This is a genomic window from Ramlibacter sp. PS3R-8 (assembly GCF_037572435.1).
Lineage (GTDB): Bacteria > Pseudomonadota > Gammaproteobacteria > Burkholderiales > Burkholderiaceae_C > Ramlibacter.
Map to the genome: position 1 here is coordinate 105,227 of NZ_JBBHGT010000002.1, position 19,141 is coordinate 124,367.

A 19,141-nucleotide genomic window follows, 5' to 3' on the forward strand; every position below is an offset into this window, starting at 1 on the left:
GGACGACAGCCGCGCCAGGTCCTGCTGGTTCGCGCGCTTCGCACCGATGACTGCAGGCGACATCTGCCACGACCTGGCCCAGGCGCTCGATGCCGGGATAGAGCGGCTCCCACCCCTGCAGGCCGACGCCCGCTCCGCTGAACAGAACGAAGGCCGGCGCACTGCGCCCGGAGAGCATGCAGCACAGGCGTCCCCTGCGTGTTGGCAGCGCACGCACGGGAGGCAACCTGCCCTGGCCCGCAACCTGGCTCATGCGCGCGCATGCGGCTTGGCAGGTGCTTCGTCAGCAGGCGGCGCCGCGGGCTGCGAGCCCGCCGTGCCGGCCGGCTGGTCGCTGCGGCCTTCGGTGCCGCGCGGCGCATCGAACGAAGCGCCGGGGTCTTCTTCGCCGGCGACGGATGTGCCGAGGTCGAGCGGATGGCCGGGTCGGGAGACCGGGGTCTGGGGGGATTGGGGGTTGGCCATGGGTGCCTCCGGCTTCAGCATAGGCACACGCACGGTTGCAGGGCGTAGGACGCGGCCCCCTGCGGCCGGGGAGAGCGAGCCCTGGGTCCCCGCCTGCGCGGGGATGACGTCATTTGCCCTGCCAGGCCGGCGGACGCTTGGCGACGAACGCGGTGACGCCTTCGCGAAAATCTTCGCTGCCGTAGGTGCGACGGATCAGGTCCTCGGCTTCGGGCAGGCCGTTCCTCAGCAACCGGTTCAACGCTTCCTTGCTGACCTGCTGCGTCACCGGCGCCAGGCTCGCGAGCTTGGCGCAGAGCTTCCGCGCGGAGGCTTCGATACCGTCGGCGGGGACGACCTCGACCACGTAGCCGCAAGACGCCGCCTCCTCGGCGCCCACCAGGTCGGCCAGCAACAGCAGCCGCTGCACGCGCGGGCGCCCGAAGGCGGCGACCAGGCCCGCGACGTTGCCGATCGACAGACAGTTGCCCAGCGTGCGCGCGATCGGCACGCCGAACTTCGCGCCCGGCGTGGCGATGCGGAAATCGCAGGCGCTGGCAATGGCCAGGCCGCCGCCGATGCACCAACCCTGCACCACCGCCACGGTGGGCATGGGCAGCGATGCCACGAGGGCGATGGTGGCGTCGATCTGGCGTTCGTACTGCACGCCGTGCTCGCCGGTGGTGAACGCCTGGAACTGCGCGATGTCGGTGCCGGCCACGAACGCTTCGCTGCCCGCGCCCTGGAAACGCACGACGCGCACCGACGGGTCCGCGCGCAGCTGTTCGCAGATGACGCGCAGGCTCTCGTACATGGCCCACGTCATCGCATTGCGCGCGTCGGGCCGGTCGAAGGTGACCGAGGCGACACCGCCTTCGCGCGAGAGATGGACGCTGCCTTCGGCGCTCATGATCCGAACGCGCCTTGCGCGCGCAGCCGTTCGATGCCCGGTCCGTCGAGACCGATTTCGGCCATCACTTCCTCGTTGTGCTCGCCCAGCAGCGGCGGATGGCGGCGCACCTGCTGCGGCGTGCCGGACAGCTTCACGGCGAAGCCGATGTTGGGCACCTTGCCTTCGACGGGGTGGTCGATTTCCATGCGCATGTTGCGCGCCTTGACGTGCTCGCTGCCGAACGCTTCGGGGTAGCTGAGGATCGGCCCGGCGGGGATGCCGTTTTCCAGCAGCAGGCCCACCCAATATTCCTTCGTGCGCTGCTTGAACGTCCGCTCCAGCTCTTCCTGCAAGGCGGGGCGATTGGCCAGCCGCAGCGAGATGGTGGTGAAGCGTGGATCCTGCAGGAGCGCCTCGCGCTGCATCAACTTGCACAGCTGCCCCCACAGCTTCTGGTTGTTGGCGCCCATCACGAAATAGCCGTCGGAGCTGGCCATCGCCTGGTAGGGCGCCGTCATCTTGTTGGAGGTGCCCAGCGGTTCCGGTGGCCGGCCGGTGCCCCACCAGTCACAGATGTCCCAGACGCCAAAGGAGATCGCGGCATCGAACAACGACGCGTCGACATGCTGTCCCTGCCCGGTGTTCTTCGCGCCGATGTACGCGGACAGGGTGGCGTAGACCGCGAACAGCGCGCAGCCGATATCGGCCACCGGCACACCGGCCTTCACCGGCGGGCTGTCGGGATAACCGGTGACGCTCATGACGCCGGACATGGCCTGCGCCATCAGGTCGAAGCCGGGGCGGTCGGCCCACGGGCCGGTCTGGCCGAAACCCGAGATGCTGGTGTAGACCAGGCGCGGGTTCACGTCCTTGAGCACCTCATAGCCCAGCCCCAGCCGCCGCAGCGCGCCGGGCCGGTAGTTCTCGATCAGGATGTCCGCGTCCTTCGCCAGCTTGAGCAGGACCTCCTTGCCGGCGGGCGCCTTGAGGTCCAGCGTGACGCTGCGCTTGTTGCGGTTCATGTTGAGAAAGCCGAGCGAGTCGGCTCCCTTCATCTTGAAACCCATGGAGCCGCGGGTCTGGTCACCCGTGCCCGGCGTCTCGATCTTGATGACGTCCGCGCCGAGGTCGCCCAGGAGCATGCTGGCGAACGGGCCCGCCATCACCTGGGAGATATCGAGGACGCGGACGCCGGCCAGCGGCAAGGGCCGGCCGGTGTCCTGTGTCTGCATCAGGCGTCGACCTTCACGTTGGCTTCGCGGATGACCTTGGCCCACTTGGACTGTTCCACGCGCATGAATTCGGCGAACTTCTCCGTGGAGCCGCCGCCGTCTTCCGCGCCGGAAGCTTCCAGCTTCTCGATCACGTCGGGCATGGCCAATGCCTTGTTGACGTCTTCATTCATGCGCTTGGCCAGCGCGGGAGACATCTTGCCCGGGCCCACGAAGCCGTACCAGGTGGTGGCCTCGAAGCCGGGGAAGCCGGACTCGTTCATCGTCGGCACGTTCGGATGGCCGGACGCGCGCTTCTGGCGTGTCTGCGCGATGGCAATGGCCTTGCCGCCCTTCACGTGCGGCGTTGCGGCCGTCATGGTGTCGAAGCTGTATTGCACCTGGCCGCCGATCAGGTCGGTCAGCATCGGGCCCGAGCCCTTGTACGGTACGTGGATCGCCTTCACGCCCGCCTGCAGCATGAACATTTCCAGCGCCATGTGCTGGGCGGAGCCGGGGCCGGCGGAACCGAAGCTGATCTTGCCGGGGTTGGCCTTGCACAGCGCCACCAGGTCCTTCACCGTCTTGGCGGGCTGCATCTGGCCGCAGATCAGCAGGTTGGGCGTCACGCCCACCAGGGCGATCGGCTGGAAGTCCTTCTCGGCGTCGTAGCCCAGCTTCTGCAGGTTGGGCATGAGCGCATGGCTGTTGATGTGCGCCATGTGCAGCACCGTGCCGTCACCGGCCTGCTTGGCAACATAGTCGGAGGCGATGGTGCCGGAAGCGCCGGCCTTGTTCTCCACGATCACCGTCGTCTTCCACATGTCGCCGAGCTTCTGGCCGATCACGCGCGCCAGGATGTCGGTGCCGCCGCCGGGCGCGAAGCCCACGATGATGCGCACCGGCCCGGTGGGCAGGTTCTGCGCATACGCCATCGGGAAAGCGACCGAAGCCGCCACACCGGTCACGAAAGTTCTGCGTTGCATGTCTTCTCTCCTGGGGGGTTGTCGAAATTGCTCAGGCCGCCTTCTGCAGGGCGACGGGTGCCGGGTGGCCGGCGAAGTAATCCATGGCGGCCGCGACACCGGAGCCGGCCAGCTTCACGCCGGAGAGCTTCAGGCCCATCTCGCAACCGGACAATGCCGCCATCAGGGTGAGGTCGTTGCAGTCGCCCAGGTGGCCGATGCGGAACATGCGCCCCTTCACCTTGCCCAGGCCGGTGCCCAGTGACAGGTCGAAGCGTTCGTAGATCAGCTTGCGCACCGCATCGGCGTCCACGCCTTCGGGGGTGATGACGCCGGTGAGCACCGGCGAGTGGCTCGCTGCCTCGTTGCACTGGATTTCCAGGCCCCAGGCCCTGACGCCGGCGCGCACGCCCTCGCCCCAGCGGCGGTGCCGCGCGAACGTGCCTTCGAGCCCGCCGAAGTGCGGGTCCAGCAGCATGTCGCACGCCTCCGACAGGGCGTACAGCAGGTTGGTATTGGGCGTGTAGGGCCAGTAGCCCGTCTTGTTCATCTCGATGATCTCGTCCCAGGCCCAGAAGGACTTGGGCAGCTTCGCGGTCTTGCTGGCCTCGATGGCCTTGGGCGACAGCGCGTTGAAGCTGATGCCCGGGGGCAGCATCAGCCCCTTCTGCGAGCCGCTGATGGTGACGTCCACGCCCCACTCGTCATGCTTGTATTCCGCGGAAGCCAGGCCGGAGATCGAGTCGACCAGCAACAGCGCGGGGTGCTTCGCCGCATCGATGGCGCGGCGCACGGCCAGGATGTTGCTGGTGGCGCCGGTCGACGTCTCGTTGTGCACCACGCACACGGCCTTGATGGCGTGTTCCTTGTCCGCTTTCAGGCGCTCCTCGATCATGTGCGCCTGCACGCCCTTGCGCCAGCCCTCCACGCCGGGCAGGCCGAGCACCTCGGTCTTGATGCCCAGGCGCGCCGCCAGCTTTTGCCACAGCGCCGCGAAGTGGCCGGTCTCGTACATCAGCACGTGGTCGCCGGGGCTGAGCGTGTTGGACAGCGCCGCTTCCCACGCGCCGGTGCCGGACGCCGGGTAGATCACCACCGGATGGCGGGTCTGGAAGATCTGCTGGATGCCCTTGAGCACCCGCAGGCCGAGCACGCCGAACTCCGGACCGCGGTGGTCGATGGTCGGGAAACTCATGGCGCGCAGGATGCGATCCGGCACGGGAGAGGGCCCCGGGATCTGCAGGAAGTGGCGGCCGGTGGGGTGGAAGTCGAGTGTCAGCATGGTCGGTCCGGTGGGTGGGCAAGAGTTGGCATTTTTTGCATACAAAATTCTCTTGTCAACCCCTCTTCTCCCTACGGATGACTTGCCACACCGGAAATTTGCATACAAAATCGCCGCCATGACAGCGGACGTGATCTCCATTCCCCGCGCCAGCCTGCATGAGCAGGTGGCGCACCGCCTGCGCCAGATGCTGGTGGAAGGCGGCATCGCACCCGGCGCCAAGCTCAACGAGCGCGAGCTCGCGGAGCTGCTGCACGTTTCGCGCACCCCCTTGCGGGAGGCGATCAAGATGCTGGCGGCGGAGGGCCTAGTGGAACTCCTGCCGAACCGGGGAGCGATAGCAGTTTCCCTATCAGAGGATGACGTACTGAATACTTTCGAAGTCATGGCAGGGCTGGAGGGACTGTCCGGGGAACTGGCCGCCCAGCGCATCACCGACGGGGAACTGGCCGAAATCCAGGCCATGCAGTTCGAGATGATGGCGGCGTACACGCGGCGCGACCTCTCCGCGTACTACACCCTCAACGCGCGCATCCACAACGCCATTAACGCGGCGGCCAAGAACCCCGTGCTGTCCACCGTCTACAACCAGGTCAACGCGCGGCTGCAGGCCTTGCGCTTCCGCTCCAACCAGGACGGCGAGAAGTGGAAGCGGGCGCTGAAGGAACACGAACAGATGATCGACGCCCTGGCGGCGCGGGACGGCGCGGCGATGCGCGACGTCCTGCTGGGCCACCTGCGCAACAAGCGCGATGTGGTGCTGGAGCAGGTGCGGGAAGCACAGGCGCAGCGGGGAAATGCCGCATGAATGCGCCGCTGCCGCTGGAGGTGACCCGCGAAGCCGCAGGCAAGGCCTATGACGCGGTCTCCCGCGCCAGCAATGAAGTCGCGGGCCGGCTGGCGCAGCGCCTCGCCGCCGAAACGACCGGTGAAGTGCTGTTCTCGGCCGCCGACCGCGGCCGCTACGCCACCGACGCCTCCATCTACCAGGTCACGCCCGTCGGGGTCTTCCTGCCGCGGACGGCCGAAGACGCGCGCCTGGCCCTGGACATCTGCCGCGACCTGAAGGTGCCGGTGGTGCCGCGCGGCGGCGGCACCAGCCAGTGCGGCCAGACGGTGGGCGCCGGGCTGGTGATCGACTTCTCCAAGCACGTCCGCGGCGTGCTGGAAGTCGACGCCGAACGGCGCACGGCGACCGTGGAACCCGGCATCGTGCTGGACCACCTGAACGCGCAGTTGAAGAAGCTGGGACTCTGGTACCCGGTGGACGTGTCCACCGCGGCGCAGGCCACGCTGGGCGGCATGGCGGGCAACAACTCCTGCGGCAGCCGCAGCATCGCCTACGGCAACATGGTGCACAACGTGCTGGGCGCGCAGGCGTGGACGTCCGACGGCGCCTTGCACACCTTCGGCCGCTTCGAAGCAGCCACCGGCGCCGCGCGTGCCATGGGCGAGCGCGTGCGCGACCTGGCCCTGGCGCTCGCGCCCGAGATCGAGGCCAGGTGGCCCAAGGTGCTGCGCCGCGTGGCCGGCTACAACCTGGACGTCTTCCACAACCAGAACGAGAAGCCGTACACCGCCGACGGCAGCGTCAACCTCGCGCACCTGCTGGTGGGCAGCGAGGGCACGCTGGCCCTCACCCGCAGCCTGAAGCTGCAGTTGTCGGAACTGCCGCGCGCCAAGGTGCTGGGGGTGGTGAACTTCCCGACCTTCTACAAGGCGATGGACACGGCGCAGCACATCGTCAAGCTGGGAAGCGACGGCAGCCTGACCGCGGTCGAACTGGTCGACCGCACGATGATCGAGCTGTCGCTGCAGAACCCGGCGTTCGCGCCGACGGTGCGCGCGGCCCTCATCGGTGAACCGGAGGCGGTGCTGCTGGTGGAATTCGCCGGCGCCGACCGCGCCGCCCTGCTGAAGAAGCTGCAGGAGCTGCAGGAACTGATGGGCGACCTGGGCCTGCCCGGCTCGGTGGTGCTGATGCCCGACGAAGGGCCGCAGAAAGCGCTGTGGGAAGTGCGCAAGGCCGGCCTGAACATCATGATGAGCTTGAAGGGCGACGGCAAGCCGGTGAGCTTCATCGAGGACTGCGCCGTGCCGCTGGTCCACCTGGCCGAATACACCGACGCCCTGACGCAGGTGTTTCGCAAGCACGGCACCAAGGGCACCTGGTACGCCCACGCGTCGGTCGGCACGCTGCACGTGCGGCCCATCCTGGACATGCGGCGCAACGGGGCGCCGGAGATGCGGGCCATTGCCGAGGAAGCCTCCGAGCTGGTGCGCAAGTTCAAGGGTGCCTACAGCGGCGAGCATGGCGACGGCCTGTGCCGCGGCGAATGGATCCAGTGGCAGTTCGGCCCGAAGATCAACGACGCGTTCCGCGAGATCAAGAAGTTGTTCGACCCGCTGGACCTGTTGTCCCCGCAGCGCATCGTCGACGCCCCGCGCATGGACGACACGCGGCTGATGCGCTTTCCTCCCACCTACAAGGTGATCCCGCTGCAGCCGGCCCTGGACTGGTCGCCGTGGGACGTGCAGAACGATCCGGCCACCGAGCGCACCACCGCCCCCGGCACCGGCGGCGACCCGGCCAGGGGGTTCGCCAAGGCCGTGGAGATGTGCAACAACAACGGCCACTGCCGCAAGTTCGACGCCGGAACGATGTGCCCGAGCTACCGCGTCACGCGCGACGAGCAGCACCTGACGCGCGGGCGCGCCAACACGTTGCGCCTCGCGATGAGCGGCCAGCTCGGGCCGGACGGACTGACCAGCGAGGCCGTGCGCGACGCGCTCGACCTGTGCGTCAGCTGCAAGGGTTGCAAGCGGGACTGTCCGACCGGCGTGGACATGGCCCGCATGAAGATCGAATTCCTCGCCGCCGACCGCCAGAAGAACGGCTGGTCGCTCAAGGACAAGCTGGTCGCGCGGCTGCCCGACTACGCGGCCACGGCGAGCCGCTTCGCCGGGTTGCTGAACCTGCGCAATCGCAGCGGCCTGCTGGCGCGGCTGGGCGAGAAGATGCTGGGCTTCTCCGCCAGGCGCAGCCTGCCGCAGTGGCAGTCGCGGCATTTCTTCAACGGTCCCGCGCGCGGTGCGTCGCGCACCGAAGTGCTGGCGGCGACCCGGCCCGTGGTCCTGTTCGTGGACACCTTCAACGGCTTTTTCGAATCGGCGAACGCGCAGGCGGCCTTCGAGGTGCTGCAAGCCGCCGGCTACACCGTGCACGTGGCGGCCAAGGAACGACCGGACGGCAAGCACCTGTGCTGCGGCCGCACCTACCTGGCCAGCGGCATGGTCGGCGAGGCCAGGGCAAAGGCCGCCGAACTGCTCGGCGCCTTGCAGCCGTTCGTGGCGAAAGGCATCGCCATCGTCGGCCTGGAGCCTTCCTGCCTGTTGACCCTGCGCGACGAGATGACGGCGATGGGCTTCGGCGAGCCGGCCCAGGCGCTGGCCGGCCAGTCGCTGCTGTTCGAGGAATTCCTGGCGCGGGAAGCCGTCGCGGGGCGGCTGGACGTGCTGGTGGGCAAGCTCAAGCCGCTGGACCAGCCGTTGCTGGTGCACGGCCACTGCCACCAGAAGGCGTTCGGCGCGGTATCGCCGGTGCTGGACGTGCTGAAGCTGATTCCGGGCGCGCAGCCGCAATTGATCGAATCCAGTTGCTGCGGCATGGCCGGCAGCTTCGGCTACGAAGCGAAGCACCACGCCGTGTCCATGCAGATGGCGGAACTGAGCCTGTTGCCCGCCGTGCGCGCCGCGCCGGGTGCCATCGTCGTGGCCGACGGCACCAGCTGCCGGCACCAGATCCACGACGGGGCGCAGCGGCAGGCGATGCACGCGGCCGTGCTGCTGGCCCGGCAGTTGTAACCCGCTCGCGCGGCGTCCATGCACAATGGATGGGTGACGACGCCCTGCATCATTCGCGCCGCCCTGCCCTCGGACGAGCCCGTCTGGCAAGAGCTATGGCGCCGCTACTGCGATTTCTACGGCACCCGCCTCGACGATGAAGTGACCCGCCGCACCTGGAACCGGATCCTGGATCCTGATTCCGCCGTGATGTGCATCGTGGCCGAGGTCGAAGGCCGGGTGGTCGGCTTCGCCCACTGCGTGGTCCACGAAAACACCTGGGAGACCCGGGCCGTCTGCTACCTCGAAGACCTCTTCGTGGCGCGCGACGCCCGCGGCCGCGGGATCGGCGGCGCCCTGATCGAGTGGCTGCGCAACGCGATGCGCGCCGAAGGCTGGGCGCGCCTGTACTGGATGACCAAGGCGGACAACGCGCAGGCGCGCCGCGTCTACGACCGCTTCGCGCAGGCCGACGGGTTCGTCCGCTACGTCATCCGGCAGACATGAAGTTCCAGCGTCCCGGGCGGACACTTCGCTTTCGCCTGTTCCTGCTGGCAGCGAGCGGCCTGCTGCCGCTGGCCGTCGTGGCCTGCGTGGTGCTCGCCTACCTGGCCCACGAACGCCAGCAGGACGTCCAGGACACCGCCCTCGCGCTGTCGCGTGCGCTGGCCACCGCGGTGGATTCGGAGTTGCGCGCATCCGCCAGCGTGCTGGAAAGCCTGGCGCTGTCGGATGAACTGCAGCCGCAGCGGCTGGCGGAGTTCCACTCGCTGGCCGGCCGCATCACGGACCGCCAGGGTTGGCGGGCGATCGTGGTCGCGGATGGGACCGGCCGTGTCATCCTCAACTCCGCGCGGCCCGTTGTGGGCCCCACCGAGGAGGCCGTCGACCCCGAAAGCATGCGGCGGGCGCTCGCCAGCCGGACCCCGGTGGTGGGCACCCTGGCCGTCGGCCGCTTCCAGCAGGGTCCCGCGTTCGCGGTGCGCGTGCCGGTGCTGCACGAAGGCAGCCTGCGCTACGTCCTGTCGGCCGTGATCCCCGTGGAGCGCGTGCTGGCCGTGGTGCAGCGGCAGAAGATGACTCCCACGTCGGTGGTTGCGGTGTTCGACCAGAACCTGAACCGGGTGGCGCGTTCGCAGCAGCATTCGGTGGGCCGGCCGTCGCCCTCCCTGGAGCAACTGCTGGCGCGCGGCGGCCCGGAAGGCGTGGGGCCGACGGTGACGCTGGAGGGCGTGCCGAGCCAGACCGCCTTCGTGCGGTTGGACTGGTCCAACTGGGTCGTGGCCACGGGCATTTCCACGCACGACCCCGAGCTCTATGGCTTGCTGGGCGCGGTGGCGGCGGGCCTGCTCGCCTCGCTCGCGCTCGCCGCCTTCTTCGCCACCTACTTCGCCAGCCATGTCACCGGCCCGATCGACGCCCTCAAGGCCGCAGCCGGCGCCATGGGGCGCGGTGAACCCGTGAAGGTGCCCCCCTTGGAGATCTCCGAGCTGCAGGACGTGGGCGTCGCACTGGAGATCGCATCGGCCGAGCGCGAACGCGCGTCGCGCGAGCGGCTGGCCGCCGAATCGGAACGGGAGACGCTGCTGGCACGCGCCACGGAGGCCCTGCAACTGGCCGAGGAAGCGGGCCGCAGCAAGGACGAATTCCTGGCGATGCTCGGCCACGAACTGCGCAATCCGCTGGCGCCGATGGCGACCGCGCTGCACCTCATGGCGCGCAAGGGCGAGCCGGGCACGCGCAACGAGCGCGAAGTGATGGAGCGCCAGGTCGCCCACATGAAACGGCTGGTGGACGACCTGCTGGATGTGTCGCGCATCACCGGCAAGCGCCTGGCCATTCGCATGGAGCCTTTGCGGCTGGCCGACGTGGTGCGGCACGGCGCGCAGGCGGTGCAGCCCGTGCTGGGGCTGCGCCGCCTCGAGCTGGACATTCCGCGCGAGGCCGATCAGCTCTGGGTGGCCGGCGACGAGGTGCGCCTGGGCCAGGTGCTCGCCAACCTGCTGGGCAACGCCGTCAAGTTCACGGGGCCGGAGGGCAGCATCAGCCTTCGCGTCGAACGCAATGGCGACGATGTGCAAGTGACCGTGGCAGACAGCGGCTTCGGCATGCCGCCGGAGGTGCTGGCGCACGTGTTCGACCTGTTCTACCAGGCCCCGCAAGGCGCCGACCGGTCACGGGGCGGGTTGGGCCTGGGCCTGGCGATCGTCAGGAGCCTGGTCGAGATGCATGGCGGCACGGTGCAGGCGTACAGCGACGGCGCCGAACGTGGCAGCCGGTTCGTCGTGCGGCTGCCGCTGGCCGCGCCGCCGCCGGAACCCGTCCCGAGCCAGCCGGCAGCGCTGGTGACGGGTTCGCATGGCCGTGTGCTGCTGGTGGACGACAACAAGGATGCCGCGGACACCGCCGGCGCGCTGCTGGAGATCTCCGGCTACGAAGTGCGCGTCGCCTACGACCCGGGCGTGGCCCTCACGCTGCTCGACGACTTCGTGCCGGACGTGGCCGTGCTGGACATCGGCCTGCCCGGCATGAGCGGGCACGAGCTGGCCGCGCGCGTGCGGGCGCATCCCAGCGGCCAGGCCTGCTATCTTGTCGCACTGACCGGCTACGGCACGTCCGCGGACGTGGCCCGCGCCCACGACGCCGGCTTCTCGCAGCACCTGGTCAAGCCCGCCGCACCCGGCGACCTGCTGGAGGCCGTGCAACGCGGGGTCAAGGAGAGCATGCAAAGGAAAGCTTCATGAAGCAGCATCGACGAGTCTTCCTCCAGAACTGCGCGGCGTTCGCCGCCGCCGGCCTGCCGTTCGCGGTCCTGGCGCAGCCGGCGGCGGCTCGCCCGCTGCGCCTGCGCGGCACCCTCGAGGCCCTGTCGGACACGCGGCTCACGCTGCGTGAACGCAATGGCGAACGCATCGAACTGGCGATCGCCCCGAACCTGACGGTCACCGAAGTGTTTCCCGTCACCCTGGCGGACGTGCGCGCCGGCACCTTCGTCGGCGTCGGCGGCATCCCGCAGGCGGACGGCAGCCAGCGCGCGATCGCCGTGCTGCTGTTTCCCGATGCGATGCGAGGCACCGGGGAAGGCCACTACCCGTTCGACTTCCTGCCGCAGAGCACCATGACGAATGCCACCGTTGCCGATGTCGTTGCCTCGGGCGGCGGCGGACGCCTCCAGCTGCGCTACAAGGACGGCGAGAAGGCCATCGTCGTCCCCCCGGAAGCGCCGGTCTTCAGCCTGCGGCCGGGCGACCGAACCCTGCTCGCCGTGGGCCACCGGGTTTCGCTGACCGCGCAGGAGATCAACGGGCAACCGACGGTGCTGCGCATCAGCGCCGGCCGCAACGGTTTCGCGCCGCCCTACTGACATGACGCGCCCGCTCCTGCTCGGCTGCATCGCCGACGACTTCACCGGTGCGACCGACCTCGCCAACAACCTGGTGCGCGCCGGCATGCAGGTGGTGCAAACCATCGGCGTGCCCGAGCAAGCCGCGCCCGATGCCGATGCGGTGGTGGTGGCGCTGAAGTCGCGCACCATCGCGCCGGAGGAGGCGGTGCGCCAGTCGCTGCACGCCTTGCGCTGGCTGCAGGCGCAGGGTTGCCGCCAGTTCTATTTCAAGGTCTGCTCCACTTTCGACTCGACGCCGCAGGGCAACATCGGCCCGGTGGCCGACGCGCTGATGGACGCGCTGGGCGCGGACTTCTGCTGCGTGACGCCGGCCTTCCCCGAGAACGCGCGCACCGTGTTCCAGGGCCACCTGTTCGTCGGCGACGTGCTGCTCAGCGAGTCGGGCATGCGCAACCATCCGCTGACGCCGATGACGGATGCGAACCTGGTGCGGGTGATGCAGGCGCAGTCCCGCGGCCGCGTCGGGCTCATCCCGCACGCGGTGGTGCGCACCGGCGAGGAAGGCATCCTGCGGCGCATCGCGCAGTTGCGCGGCGAAGGCGTGCGGTTCGCCATCGTCGACGCCATCGGCAACGAAGACCTGATGGCGCTCGGACAGGCGCTGGCCGATGCGCCGCTGGTGGTCGCGGGGTCCGGCGTCGCCATCGGCCTGCCGCAGAACCACGGCCTGCGGCCGTCGGCGGCGGCGGCTGCCTTGCCGCCGGCGATCGGCCTGCGTGCCATCGTCTCCGGCAGCTGCTCCACGGCGACGCAGCAACAGGTGAAGGACTTCATCGACGCAGGCGGCGCCGCGTTCGCCATCGATCCGCTGCAGCTGGTCGGCGACGGCGACGCGGTCATTCGCGCCGCTTTGTCGTGGGCCGAGCCCCGCCTCGCGCAGGGCCCGGTGCTCGTGTACTCCACCGCGACCCCCGACGCGGTGCGCGCCGTGCAGCAGCGCGTCGGCGTGCAGGACGCGGGAGCCCTGGTGGAGCACGCGCTCGCCGCCATCGGCAAGGCGCTGGTGCAGCGCGGCGTGCGGCAGCTCGTGGTGGCCGGCGGAGAGACCTCGGGCGCGGTCGTGCAGGCGCTCGGCGTGGAGCAGATGCGCATCGGGCCGCAGATCGATCCCGGCGTTCCCTGGTGCTTCGCGGCCGCCACCGCCTGCGGCGCCGACGTGCACCTGGCGCTGAAGTCGGGCAATTTCGGCACGCCGGACTTCTTCCGCAAGTCCTTCGGCCGCCTCGCATGAACGAAGCGCAGGCCCGCAGCGAGATCTGCCGCGTCGGCAAGAGCCTGTTCGACCGCGGCTACGTGCACGCCACCGCCGGCAACATCAGCGTGCGGCTGGAGGACGGCTACCTCATCACGCCGACAGATGCGTGCCTCGGCTTCCTGGAGCCGGCCGGCCTGGCGAAGACCGACCTGCAGGGCCGGCAGCTGTCCGGCGCGACGGCCAGCAAGACGCTGCTGCTGCACCGGCGCATCTACGAGGCGCACGCCGCGCAGCACGCCGTGCCGCGCTGCGTGATCCACACCCACAGCACCCACTGCGTGGCGCTCACCCTGCACGATGCGCAAGGCGAACTGCTGCCGCCGGTCACGCCTTACTTCGTGATGAAGGTCGGGCATGTGCCGGTGGTTCCCTATCACCGCCCGGGCGCGCCCGAGGTGGGCGAGTTGGTGGCAGGGCTGGTGGCGCGCCATGCAGCGCAAGGCACGCCGCTGCGTGCGGTGATGCTTGCGCGGCTGGGGCCCAACGTCTGGCACGACTCGCCGGCGCAGGCCATGGCGGTGCTGGAGGAACTGGAGGAAACGGCGAAGCTGTGGCTGCTGGCGGAGCCGAAGCCGCAGCCGCTGGATGCGCAGGCGCTGAAGGAGTTGGAGCAGGTCTTCGGCTGCCGCTGGTAGGCTGCGAATACAACTTCCGGACGCAGAAGACGCGGAAATTACGCAGAAGACGCAGAAGAAGAAAAGAAGGAAGAAAAAGAAGAGCGGGGAATTCTCATCTTCTTCTTCCGGAGTCCTTTTGCGACTTCTGCGTAACTTCCGCGCCTTCTGCGTCCGGTGGTTGGATGTCCGGCTATTCAGCTGCCCGCTGCCGGGCCGCCATCACTCGGCAGCCGCTTTCTTGCGCGCGGCTTCGGGCGAAGGCGGTACGCCGTCCTCGCCGGGCACCGCGAACAGGCTGAGGTTGCCGTCCGCCGACATCGCCTTGAACACTTCGACGCCGCGCACGCTGTTGCCGTGCCGGTCCAGCCGTGGCGAATAGACGGCCAGCCCCATCCGCCCCGGCACCACGGCGAGGATGCCGCCGCTGACACCGCTCTTGGCGGGCAATCCGACCGTGTAGGCCCAGTGCCCCGAGGCGTCGTACATGCCGCAGGTGAACATCAGCGTCAGCACGTCCCGCACGTGCTTGCGCTGGAGCGCCCGGGCCCGCGTGCGCGGATGGACACCGCCGCCGGCCAGGGTCGCGGCCATCATCGCCAGGTCGCGGGTGGACACGGCCAGCCCGCACTGCCGGCCATACAATTCCAGGGCGCCCTCGATGTCGTCGCCGATCACGTCGAAGTGGCGCAGCAGGTGGCCGATCGCCAGGTTGCGGTGCGGCCGCACGTCCAGGTCCAGCTTCGGATGCAGTTCCGGCTCTCGCCCGAGGTAGCGGCCGAACATCGCCATCATCCATTCGCGGGCGTGGTCCGGATCCGCGTGGTGCAGCATGGCGGACATGGTGATCGCCCCGGAATTGATCATCGGGTTGTACGGCAGGTGGTCCTCCTCCAGCTCCGTGATGGAGTTGAACGCTTCGCCAGTGGGCTCGACGTTCACCCGGGCGTGCACCGCCTCGCGACCGAAGAGGTCGAGCGCCAGCCCGTAGATGAAGGGCTTGGACATCGACTGCAGCGTGAACGCGTCGTCGGCGTTGCCGGCGGAGTAGACCTCGCCGTCGACGGTGGCGATCGCGATGGCGAACGCGTTGCGCGCCATGCCGGTGGTTTCCGGCGTGCAGGCCGGCGTGCCGCCACGTTCGGGCCGGAAGCGTTCCAGGAGATGTTGCAGGTATTGCTTGGGGTCGCGATCGGTCATGGCCGCGACGATAGGTCGCCAGCCGCGTCGCGCTTGTAGGCGACCGCCGGTTCCTGCGGACGCCCGTCAGGCGGCCTGGCCGGTGCTTTCCCGTGCGATGCGGCGCAGGAACTGCGCTGCATGGGCGCCGGCGGGCGTGAAGGCGCGGCCGCCTTCCAGCACGATCGCCGGCTGCGACGTCAGTTCCGGTGGAACGCCATGCACCGCGAGCTCGCGCAGTGCGCCCGTCGCCAGCTCGTGCTGCAACATGTCGCGCGTCGCGGGCAACACCAGGTCGGTCACGGCCGTCACGGACTTCAGCGCCGACAGCTCGTCGCACTGCACCGCCAGCGGCAGCTCGTCGGCCTCGCCGACGCCCATGGCGCGACGCAGCGCTTCCTGCAACGCCCGTGGCAACCGGCCGGTGGCCAGGCCGTAGGGCGCCAGGTCGGGCATGCGAACCTTCCTGCTTCGCAGCAACGGGTGCCCGGTGCGCACGAAAAAGGCGCCCGGCAGCACGGCCAGCAGGTGCGTATCGAGCCCCGCCGGCAGGAAGCGCCGGTCGCTCACGATGAATTCCAGCTCCTGGCGGCGCAATTGCTCCAGCAGCACGCTGGGATGCTGGACGACGGCCCGCACGCGCACCGCCGGGTAGTGCACCCGCATGTCGCGCAGCAAGGGGGCGAGCAAGGCGGCAGCGATGACAGGGCCCATGCCGAAGTGGAGGTCGCCCACCTGGCCGTCGCGGAACATGGCCACGTCGCGCTGCAGGTTGCTGCTGGCGTGCAGCAGCGAACGCAGCCGCGACACCACGAAGTCGCCAGCGGCCGTGCAGCGAATGCCCTTGCTGCTGCGGACGAACAGCTGCATGCCCAGCTCCGCCTCGGCCGCCTGGATGCTGCGGCTGAACGCCGGCTGGCTCAGGTGCACCCGTTGCGCCGCCGCGTTGAAGCTGCCCTCGTCGGCGAGGGCAACGATGTGCGAATAGCGGCGCTCGTCCATGTATGCGTCCTCTGCATTGGAATACGACAGAGTATGCATTGGACGACATTACTTTAGACCTAAATAATCGCCGCATGTCGGAAATGCCGCTACGTTCATCATCGGCGGGCCCCGCCGTGCGGCTGCTGTGCGCCAGCCTCGGGGCCGCGGAGGGCTCCGCCGTCGAGTCTCTGCTGTCCCGCCGCCAGATGCTGCTGGAGCGCGCGGCGGCCACCGGGATTCAGACCGCCCTGCTCTCCAGTGCCGGCTGGGTGTTGCAGTGGCTGGAGGGGCCCGCGGAAAGCGTCCATTGCGAGTGGGAACAGCTATGCAGCGGCGCCCCGGGGACCGCCCCGCTGCTGCTGCACCGCAGCCGCGGTCCGGTCACGCTGGGCGAGCCCGTGCAGGTCGCCTCCCTGCATGCGGGCGAGCGCGGGTCGGACGTGGCCCGGCGGCTGCACTGCATTGCACGCGAGGAGAAGGAGGGCTGGGCGAAGGAGCCGCTGGAGATCTGGCGGTCGCAGTCCGCGCCTTGCCTCGTGGCGGGCAACGGATCGGCGGGGCTGGCGGGCCGGCGCAACGTACTGGCGCTCGCCTCCGAAGACAACGAAAGCGTCGAACTGGTGCGCGCGGTGGCCCAGCGCGCCGGAGCGCGGCTGGCTTACCAGCGCTATGCCGGGGGCGAGCTCACGCGCGGGGACGTCGGCGCCGCATACACCGACCTGCCCGGTGCGCGGACGGCGATCACCCGTGTCCAGGGGCTGCCGCGTCGCGCGCTGGCTAAGGGCGTCGGCCTGCTCGGACTGGGGCACGTCGAGCAGCTGGTGCTGCTGGTCGGCCGGGAACGGGTCCGGGCCCGGGCGGTGATGACGGAAACGGCCCGGCTGATCCGCGGCCTGCAACGCCCCCCGACGATCCACCTCGTGTCGCCGTGCGAGACCACCCGGGAGCTGGCCGCCACTGCATTGCACGCCATGGCGGCCACGCATGGCGTCGCCGTGCACACATCGCACGACGCCGCCGGCACCGTGGCGGCGATCCTGGCAGCGCTGCAAGCCTCCGACGGCGAGCCGACCGCCTGAAGGAGTGCCGTGCGGCGCGGCCGTGCCGAGGACCCAGCGGCCCTCAGCGGCGGCCCTTCTCCTGCACCAGGTGCCCCACCGCCGCCCAATCCGACTCGGCGCGGCCGCTGTCGCACAGCTCGCCCACCAGCCGCTCCGCCACCGGCGCGGCTTGCAGGGCCGCCCCACCCGCCTGCGCGGTGGCCAGAGCGATGCGCAGGTCCTTGCGCATGAGGCGGGCCCGGAAACCGGGTTTGAACTCGCCGTCGATGATGCGCTGGCCGTGCTTTTCCAGCACGAAGCTGCGCGCCGTGCCGCCCAGCAGCACCTCGCGCATGACGCTGGGGTCCACGCCCTGGGACCGGGCCAGTGCAATTGCATCGGCCACGCCCAGCATCGCGGCGGCCACGGCCACCTGGTTGCACGATTTGACCGTCTGGCCCGCGCCGGACTCGCCGACGTGCGTGATCGCCTTGCAGAAAACGCCCATCACCTCGCGGCAGGCCTCCACCGCGTCGGCAGGGCCGCCGATCATGCAGGCCAGCGTGCCGCTCTCGGCGCCCTGCTGGCCGCCGCTGATGGGCGCATCCAGCAGCGTGACGCCCTGTCGCGCGAGCCGCTGCGCGAACGCGCGCGCCGAGGTGGCGGCGATGGTGCTGGTGTCGACCACGCAGCTGCCCGTCGCCAGGCCTTGTGCCAGGCCGCGCTCGCCGAACAGGACTTCTTCCACGGCGGCATCGTCGGACAGGCAGAGGAACACCAGAGCGCAATCGCGACCGATGTCCGCGGGCGATGCGGCGCGGCGCGCGCCGGCCTGCACCAGCGGCTGCGCCACCGCGTCACGCCGCGCGAACACGTGCAGCGCATGGCCCGCGCGCAACAGGCAGTGCGCCATGCCGTTGCCCATCACGCCCAAGCCGATGAAGCCGATCGCAGCGTCCTTGCCGAAGGCCTGCATCACTTGGCGATCGCCTTGCCGATGAGGTCATAGGCTTCGACCACTTCCTTCTGGAAGGCCGGGCCCTGCGCGTAGTCCTCGGTCAGGCCCGACTTGGCCACGTAGTCCCTCCACTCGGGCGTCTGCATGGCCTTGCGGAAGCTGTCGTGCAGGTAGCGGACCACGGCCGGCGGCATGCCCGCGGGGCCCATCAGTCCCTTCATGTTGTCCAGCACGACGGGCACGCCCACCTCGTTCATGGTCGGCACGTTCGGCAGGGCCGGCAGCCGGCTGCGCGAGAACAGCGCCAGCGGCCGCAGCCGGCCGGCGTCGATCATCGGCTTCATCTCCTCGTAGGCGCCGAAAGCGGAATCCACCTGGCCGCCGAGCACCGCGTTCATCGAGTCGGCCGCGCCCTTGTACGGCACGTGCAGCAGCTTGACGCCGGCCTGCTTCTCCAGCACCAGTCCGGTGGCGTGGAAAATGCCGCCCTCGCCCGTGGAGCCGTACGAGACTTTCTCGGGGCCGAGCCTCGCCTCGGCCAGCAGCGCCTTCATGTCGGTGAACTTCGAGTCGGCCCGCACCACCAGGATGCTCGGCGCGCGCGACACCTTGATGATGGGAACGAAGGACTTGCGCGGGTCGTAGCCCAGCGGCTTGAAGTTGCCCACCGAGGTGGTTTCGCTGCCGCCGCCAACGAACAGCGTGTAGCCGTCGGGCTTGGCATCGGCGACGGCCTGCGCAGCGATGGCGCCGGCGGCGCCGACCTTGTTCACCACCAGCACCGGCACGGGGATGATGTTCTTGGCCGCGAACGAAAGCTGGCGCGCGATCTGGTCGGCCGAACCGCCCGGGGCGAAGCCCACCAGGATGGTGATGGGCTGGTTCGGCGTCCATTCCTGGGCCCAGGCGGGCGCTGCGGCGGCGGCCAGAAGGCCTAGCGCGGCCTCACGGCGGGTGATGCCGCGGCGGGGGGTGTTCATGCTGTCTCCTTGGGATATCGGTATTCCGCGCGAGTGTCGGCGGGAGTGGCGCCTTCGTCCAATACATAATTCCGCGGCCATTGATGCC

17 protein-coding genes are annotated in these 19,141 nt (G+C 69.6%); 8 read left to right on the forward strand and 9 right to left on the reverse strand.

Annotation, left to right across the window (positions count from 1 at the left end):
* Nucleotides 1-249: 249 nt before the first annotated feature.
* The 5 genes from WG902_RS08435 to WG902_RS08455 form a co-directional block, all read right to left on the reverse strand.
* Nucleotides 250-465 (reverse strand): hypothetical protein, encoded by a 216-nt coding sequence (locus tag WG902_RS08435; protein ID WP_340059575.1) that lies wholly within the window; start codon nt 463-465, stop codon nt 250-252.
* Between the two features lie 109 nt (nt 466-574).
* A complete protein-coding gene (locus WG902_RS08440) occupies nt 575-1,354 on the reverse strand; it encodes an enoyl-CoA hydratase/isomerase family protein (protein ID WP_340059576.1) in 780 nt (259 codons plus the stop codon).
* Complete coding sequence (locus tag WG902_RS08445) at nt 1,351-2,568, reverse strand: CaiB/BaiF CoA transferase family protein (RefSeq protein WP_340059577.1); 1,218 nt, start codon at nt 2,566-2,568, stop codon at nt 1,351-1,353. Before WG902_RS08445 ends, WG902_RS08440 begins: the two co-directional genes overlap by 4 nt.
* A complete protein-coding gene (locus tag WG902_RS08450) occupies nt 2,568-3,533 on the reverse strand; it encodes a Bug family tripartite tricarboxylate transporter substrate binding protein (protein ID WP_340059578.1) in 966 nt (321 codons plus the stop codon). Before WG902_RS08450 ends, WG902_RS08445 begins: the two co-directional genes overlap by 1 nt.
* 31 nt (nt 3,534-3,564) lie before the next feature.
* A complete protein-coding gene (locus tag WG902_RS08455) occupies nt 3,565-4,794 on the reverse strand; it encodes a pyridoxal-phosphate-dependent aminotransferase family protein (RefSeq protein ID WP_340059579.1) in 1,230 nt (409 codons plus the stop codon).
* Nucleotides 4,795-4,912: 118 nt separating this feature from the next.
* On the opposite strand from WG902_RS08455, the gene WG902_RS08460 reads away from it, so the two are divergent.
* Genes WG902_RS08460 through WG902_RS08490 form a run of 7 tightly spaced genes read left to right on the forward strand, consistent with a single transcriptional unit; the run spans nt 4,913 to nt 13,933 of the window.
* The gene (locus tag WG902_RS08460; RefSeq protein ID WP_340059580.1) at nt 4,913-5,602 is read left to right on the forward strand and encodes a GntR family transcriptional regulator; all 690 of its coding nucleotides are present in this window, start codon (nt 4,913-4,915) and stop codon (nt 5,600-5,602) included.
* The gene (locus WG902_RS08465; protein WP_340059581.1) at nt 5,599-8,658 is read left to right on the forward strand and encodes an FAD-binding and (Fe-S)-binding domain-containing protein; all 3,060 of its coding nucleotides are present in this window, start codon (nt 5,599-5,601) and stop codon (nt 8,656-8,658) included. Before WG902_RS08460 ends, WG902_RS08465 begins: the two co-directional genes overlap by 4 nt.
* Nucleotides 8,659-8,691: 33 nt before the next feature.
* A complete protein-coding gene (locus WG902_RS08470) occupies nt 8,692-9,144 on the forward strand; it encodes a GNAT family N-acetyltransferase (RefSeq protein ID WP_340059582.1) in 453 nt (150 codons plus the stop codon).
* Nucleotides 9,141-11,381, forward strand: a complete 2,241-nt coding sequence (locus WG902_RS08475; RefSeq protein WP_340059583.1) for a hybrid sensor histidine kinase/response regulator — start codon at nt 9,141-9,143, stop codon at nt 11,379-11,381. Before WG902_RS08470 ends, WG902_RS08475 begins: the two co-directional genes overlap by 4 nt.
* Nucleotides 11,378-12,001, forward strand: a complete 624-nt coding sequence (locus WG902_RS08480) for a hypothetical protein (RefSeq protein ID WP_340059584.1) — start codon at nt 11,378-11,380, stop codon at nt 11,999-12,001. Before WG902_RS08475 ends, WG902_RS08480 begins: the two co-directional genes overlap by 4 nt.
* 1 nt (nt 12,002) lies before the next feature.
* A complete protein-coding gene (gene otnK, locus WG902_RS08485) occupies nt 12,003-13,274 on the forward strand; it encodes a 3-oxo-tetronate kinase (RefSeq protein WP_340059585.1) in 1,272 nt (423 codons plus the stop codon).
* Nucleotides 13,271-13,933 carry a class II aldolase/adducin family protein gene (locus tag WG902_RS08490; protein ID WP_340059586.1) on the forward strand — a complete coding sequence of 221 codons (663 nt, stop codon included), beginning with the start codon at nt 13,271-13,273 and terminating at the stop codon, nt 13,931-13,933. The genes otnK and WG902_RS08490 overlap by 4 nt, the downstream gene beginning before the upstream one ends.
* 201 nt (nt 13,934-14,134) lie before the next feature.
* On the opposite strand, the gene glsA is transcribed toward WG902_RS08490, so the two are convergent.
* Nucleotides 14,135-15,112, reverse strand: a complete 978-nt coding sequence (gene glsA / locus WG902_RS08495; protein WP_340059587.1) for a glutaminase A — start codon at nt 15,110-15,112, stop codon at nt 14,135-14,137.
* A 66-nt stretch (nt 15,113-15,178) separates the two neighbouring features.
* Nucleotides 15,179-16,093, reverse strand: coding sequence for a LysR family transcriptional regulator (locus WG902_RS08500; protein WP_340059588.1), 915 nt, complete (start codon nt 16,091-16,093; stop codon nt 15,179-15,181).
* A gap of 74 nt (nt 16,094-16,167) precedes the next feature.
* Between WG902_RS08500 and WG902_RS08505 the strand changes: the two genes are divergently transcribed.
* Nucleotides 16,168-17,154, forward strand: coding sequence for a hypothetical protein (locus tag WG902_RS08505; protein ID WP_340059589.1), 987 nt, complete (start codon nt 16,168-16,170; stop codon nt 17,152-17,154).
* 43 nt (nt 17,155-17,197) lie between these two features.
* Here the strand turns inward: WG902_RS08505 and WG902_RS08510 are convergent, their stop codons facing one another.
* Nucleotides 17,198-18,091 carry an NAD(P)-dependent oxidoreductase gene (locus tag WG902_RS08510; RefSeq protein ID WP_340060172.1) on the reverse strand — a complete coding sequence of 298 codons (894 nt, stop codon included), beginning with the start codon at nt 18,089-18,091 and terminating at the stop codon, nt 17,198-17,200.
* Nucleotides 18,091-19,053: a Bug family tripartite tricarboxylate transporter substrate binding protein gene (locus WG902_RS08515; protein WP_340059590.1), complete on the reverse strand. Its 963-nt coding sequence runs from the start codon at nt 19,051-19,053 to the stop codon at nt 18,091-18,093. Before WG902_RS08515 ends, WG902_RS08510 begins: the two co-directional genes overlap by 1 nt.
* Nucleotides 19,054-19,141: the final 88 nt, after the last annotated feature.

Bases quoted from the DNA above. Each gene is read 5' to 3' on its own strand.
- WG902_RS08435 (WP_340059575.1), bottom strand. From the start codon at position 465: ATGGCCAACCCCCAATCCCCCCAGACCCCGGTCTCCCGACCCGGCCAT.
- WG902_RS08440 (WP_340059576.1), bottom strand. From the start codon at position 1,354: ATGAGCGCCGAAGGCAGCGTCCATCTCTCGCGCGAAGGCGGTGTCGCC.
- WG902_RS08445 (WP_340059577.1), bottom strand. From the start codon at position 2,568: ATGCAGACACAGGACACCGGCCGGCCCTTGCCGCTGGCCGGCGTCCGC.
- WG902_RS08450 (WP_340059578.1), bottom strand. From the start codon at position 3,533: ATGCAACGCAGAACTTTCGTGACCGGTGTGGCGGCTTCGGTCGCTTTC.
- WG902_RS08455 (WP_340059579.1), bottom strand. From the start codon at position 4,794: ATGCTGACACTCGACTTCCACCCCACCGGCCGCCACTTCCTGCAGATC.
- WG902_RS08460 (WP_340059580.1), top strand. From the start codon at position 4,913: ATGACAGCGGACGTGATCTCCATTCCCCGCGCCAGCCTGCATGAGCAG.
- WG902_RS08465 (WP_340059581.1), top strand. From the start codon at position 5,599: ATGAATGCGCCGCTGCCGCTGGAGGTGACCCGCGAAGCCGCAGGCAAG.
- WG902_RS08475 (WP_340059583.1), top strand. From the start codon at position 9,141: ATGAAGTTCCAGCGTCCCGGGCGGACACTTCGCTTTCGCCTGTTCCTG.
- WG902_RS08480 (WP_340059584.1), top strand. From the start codon at position 11,378: ATGAAGCAGCATCGACGAGTCTTCCTCCAGAACTGCGCGGCGTTCGCC.
- otnK (WP_340059585.1), top strand. From the start codon at position 12,003: ATGACGCGCCCGCTCCTGCTCGGCTGCATCGCCGACGACTTCACCGGT.
- WG902_RS08490 (WP_340059586.1), top strand. From the start codon at position 13,271: ATGAACGAAGCGCAGGCCCGCAGCGAGATCTGCCGCGTCGGCAAGAGC.
- glsA (WP_340059587.1), bottom strand. From the start codon at position 15,112: ATGACCGATCGCGACCCCAAGCAATACCTGCAACATCTCCTGGAACGC.
- WG902_RS08500 (WP_340059588.1), bottom strand. From the start codon at position 16,093: ATGGACGAGCGCCGCTATTCGCACATCGTTGCCCTCGCCGACGAGGGC.
- WG902_RS08505 (WP_340059589.1), top strand. From the start codon at position 16,168: ATGTCGGAAATGCCGCTACGTTCATCATCGGCGGGCCCCGCCGTGCGG.
- WG902_RS08510 (WP_340060172.1), bottom strand. From the start codon at position 18,091: ATGCAGGCCTTCGGCAAGGACGCTGCGATCGGCTTCATCGGCTTGGGC.
- WG902_RS08515 (WP_340059590.1), bottom strand. From the start codon at position 19,053: ATGAACACCCCCCGCCGCGGCATCACCCGCCGTGAGGCCGCGCTAGGC.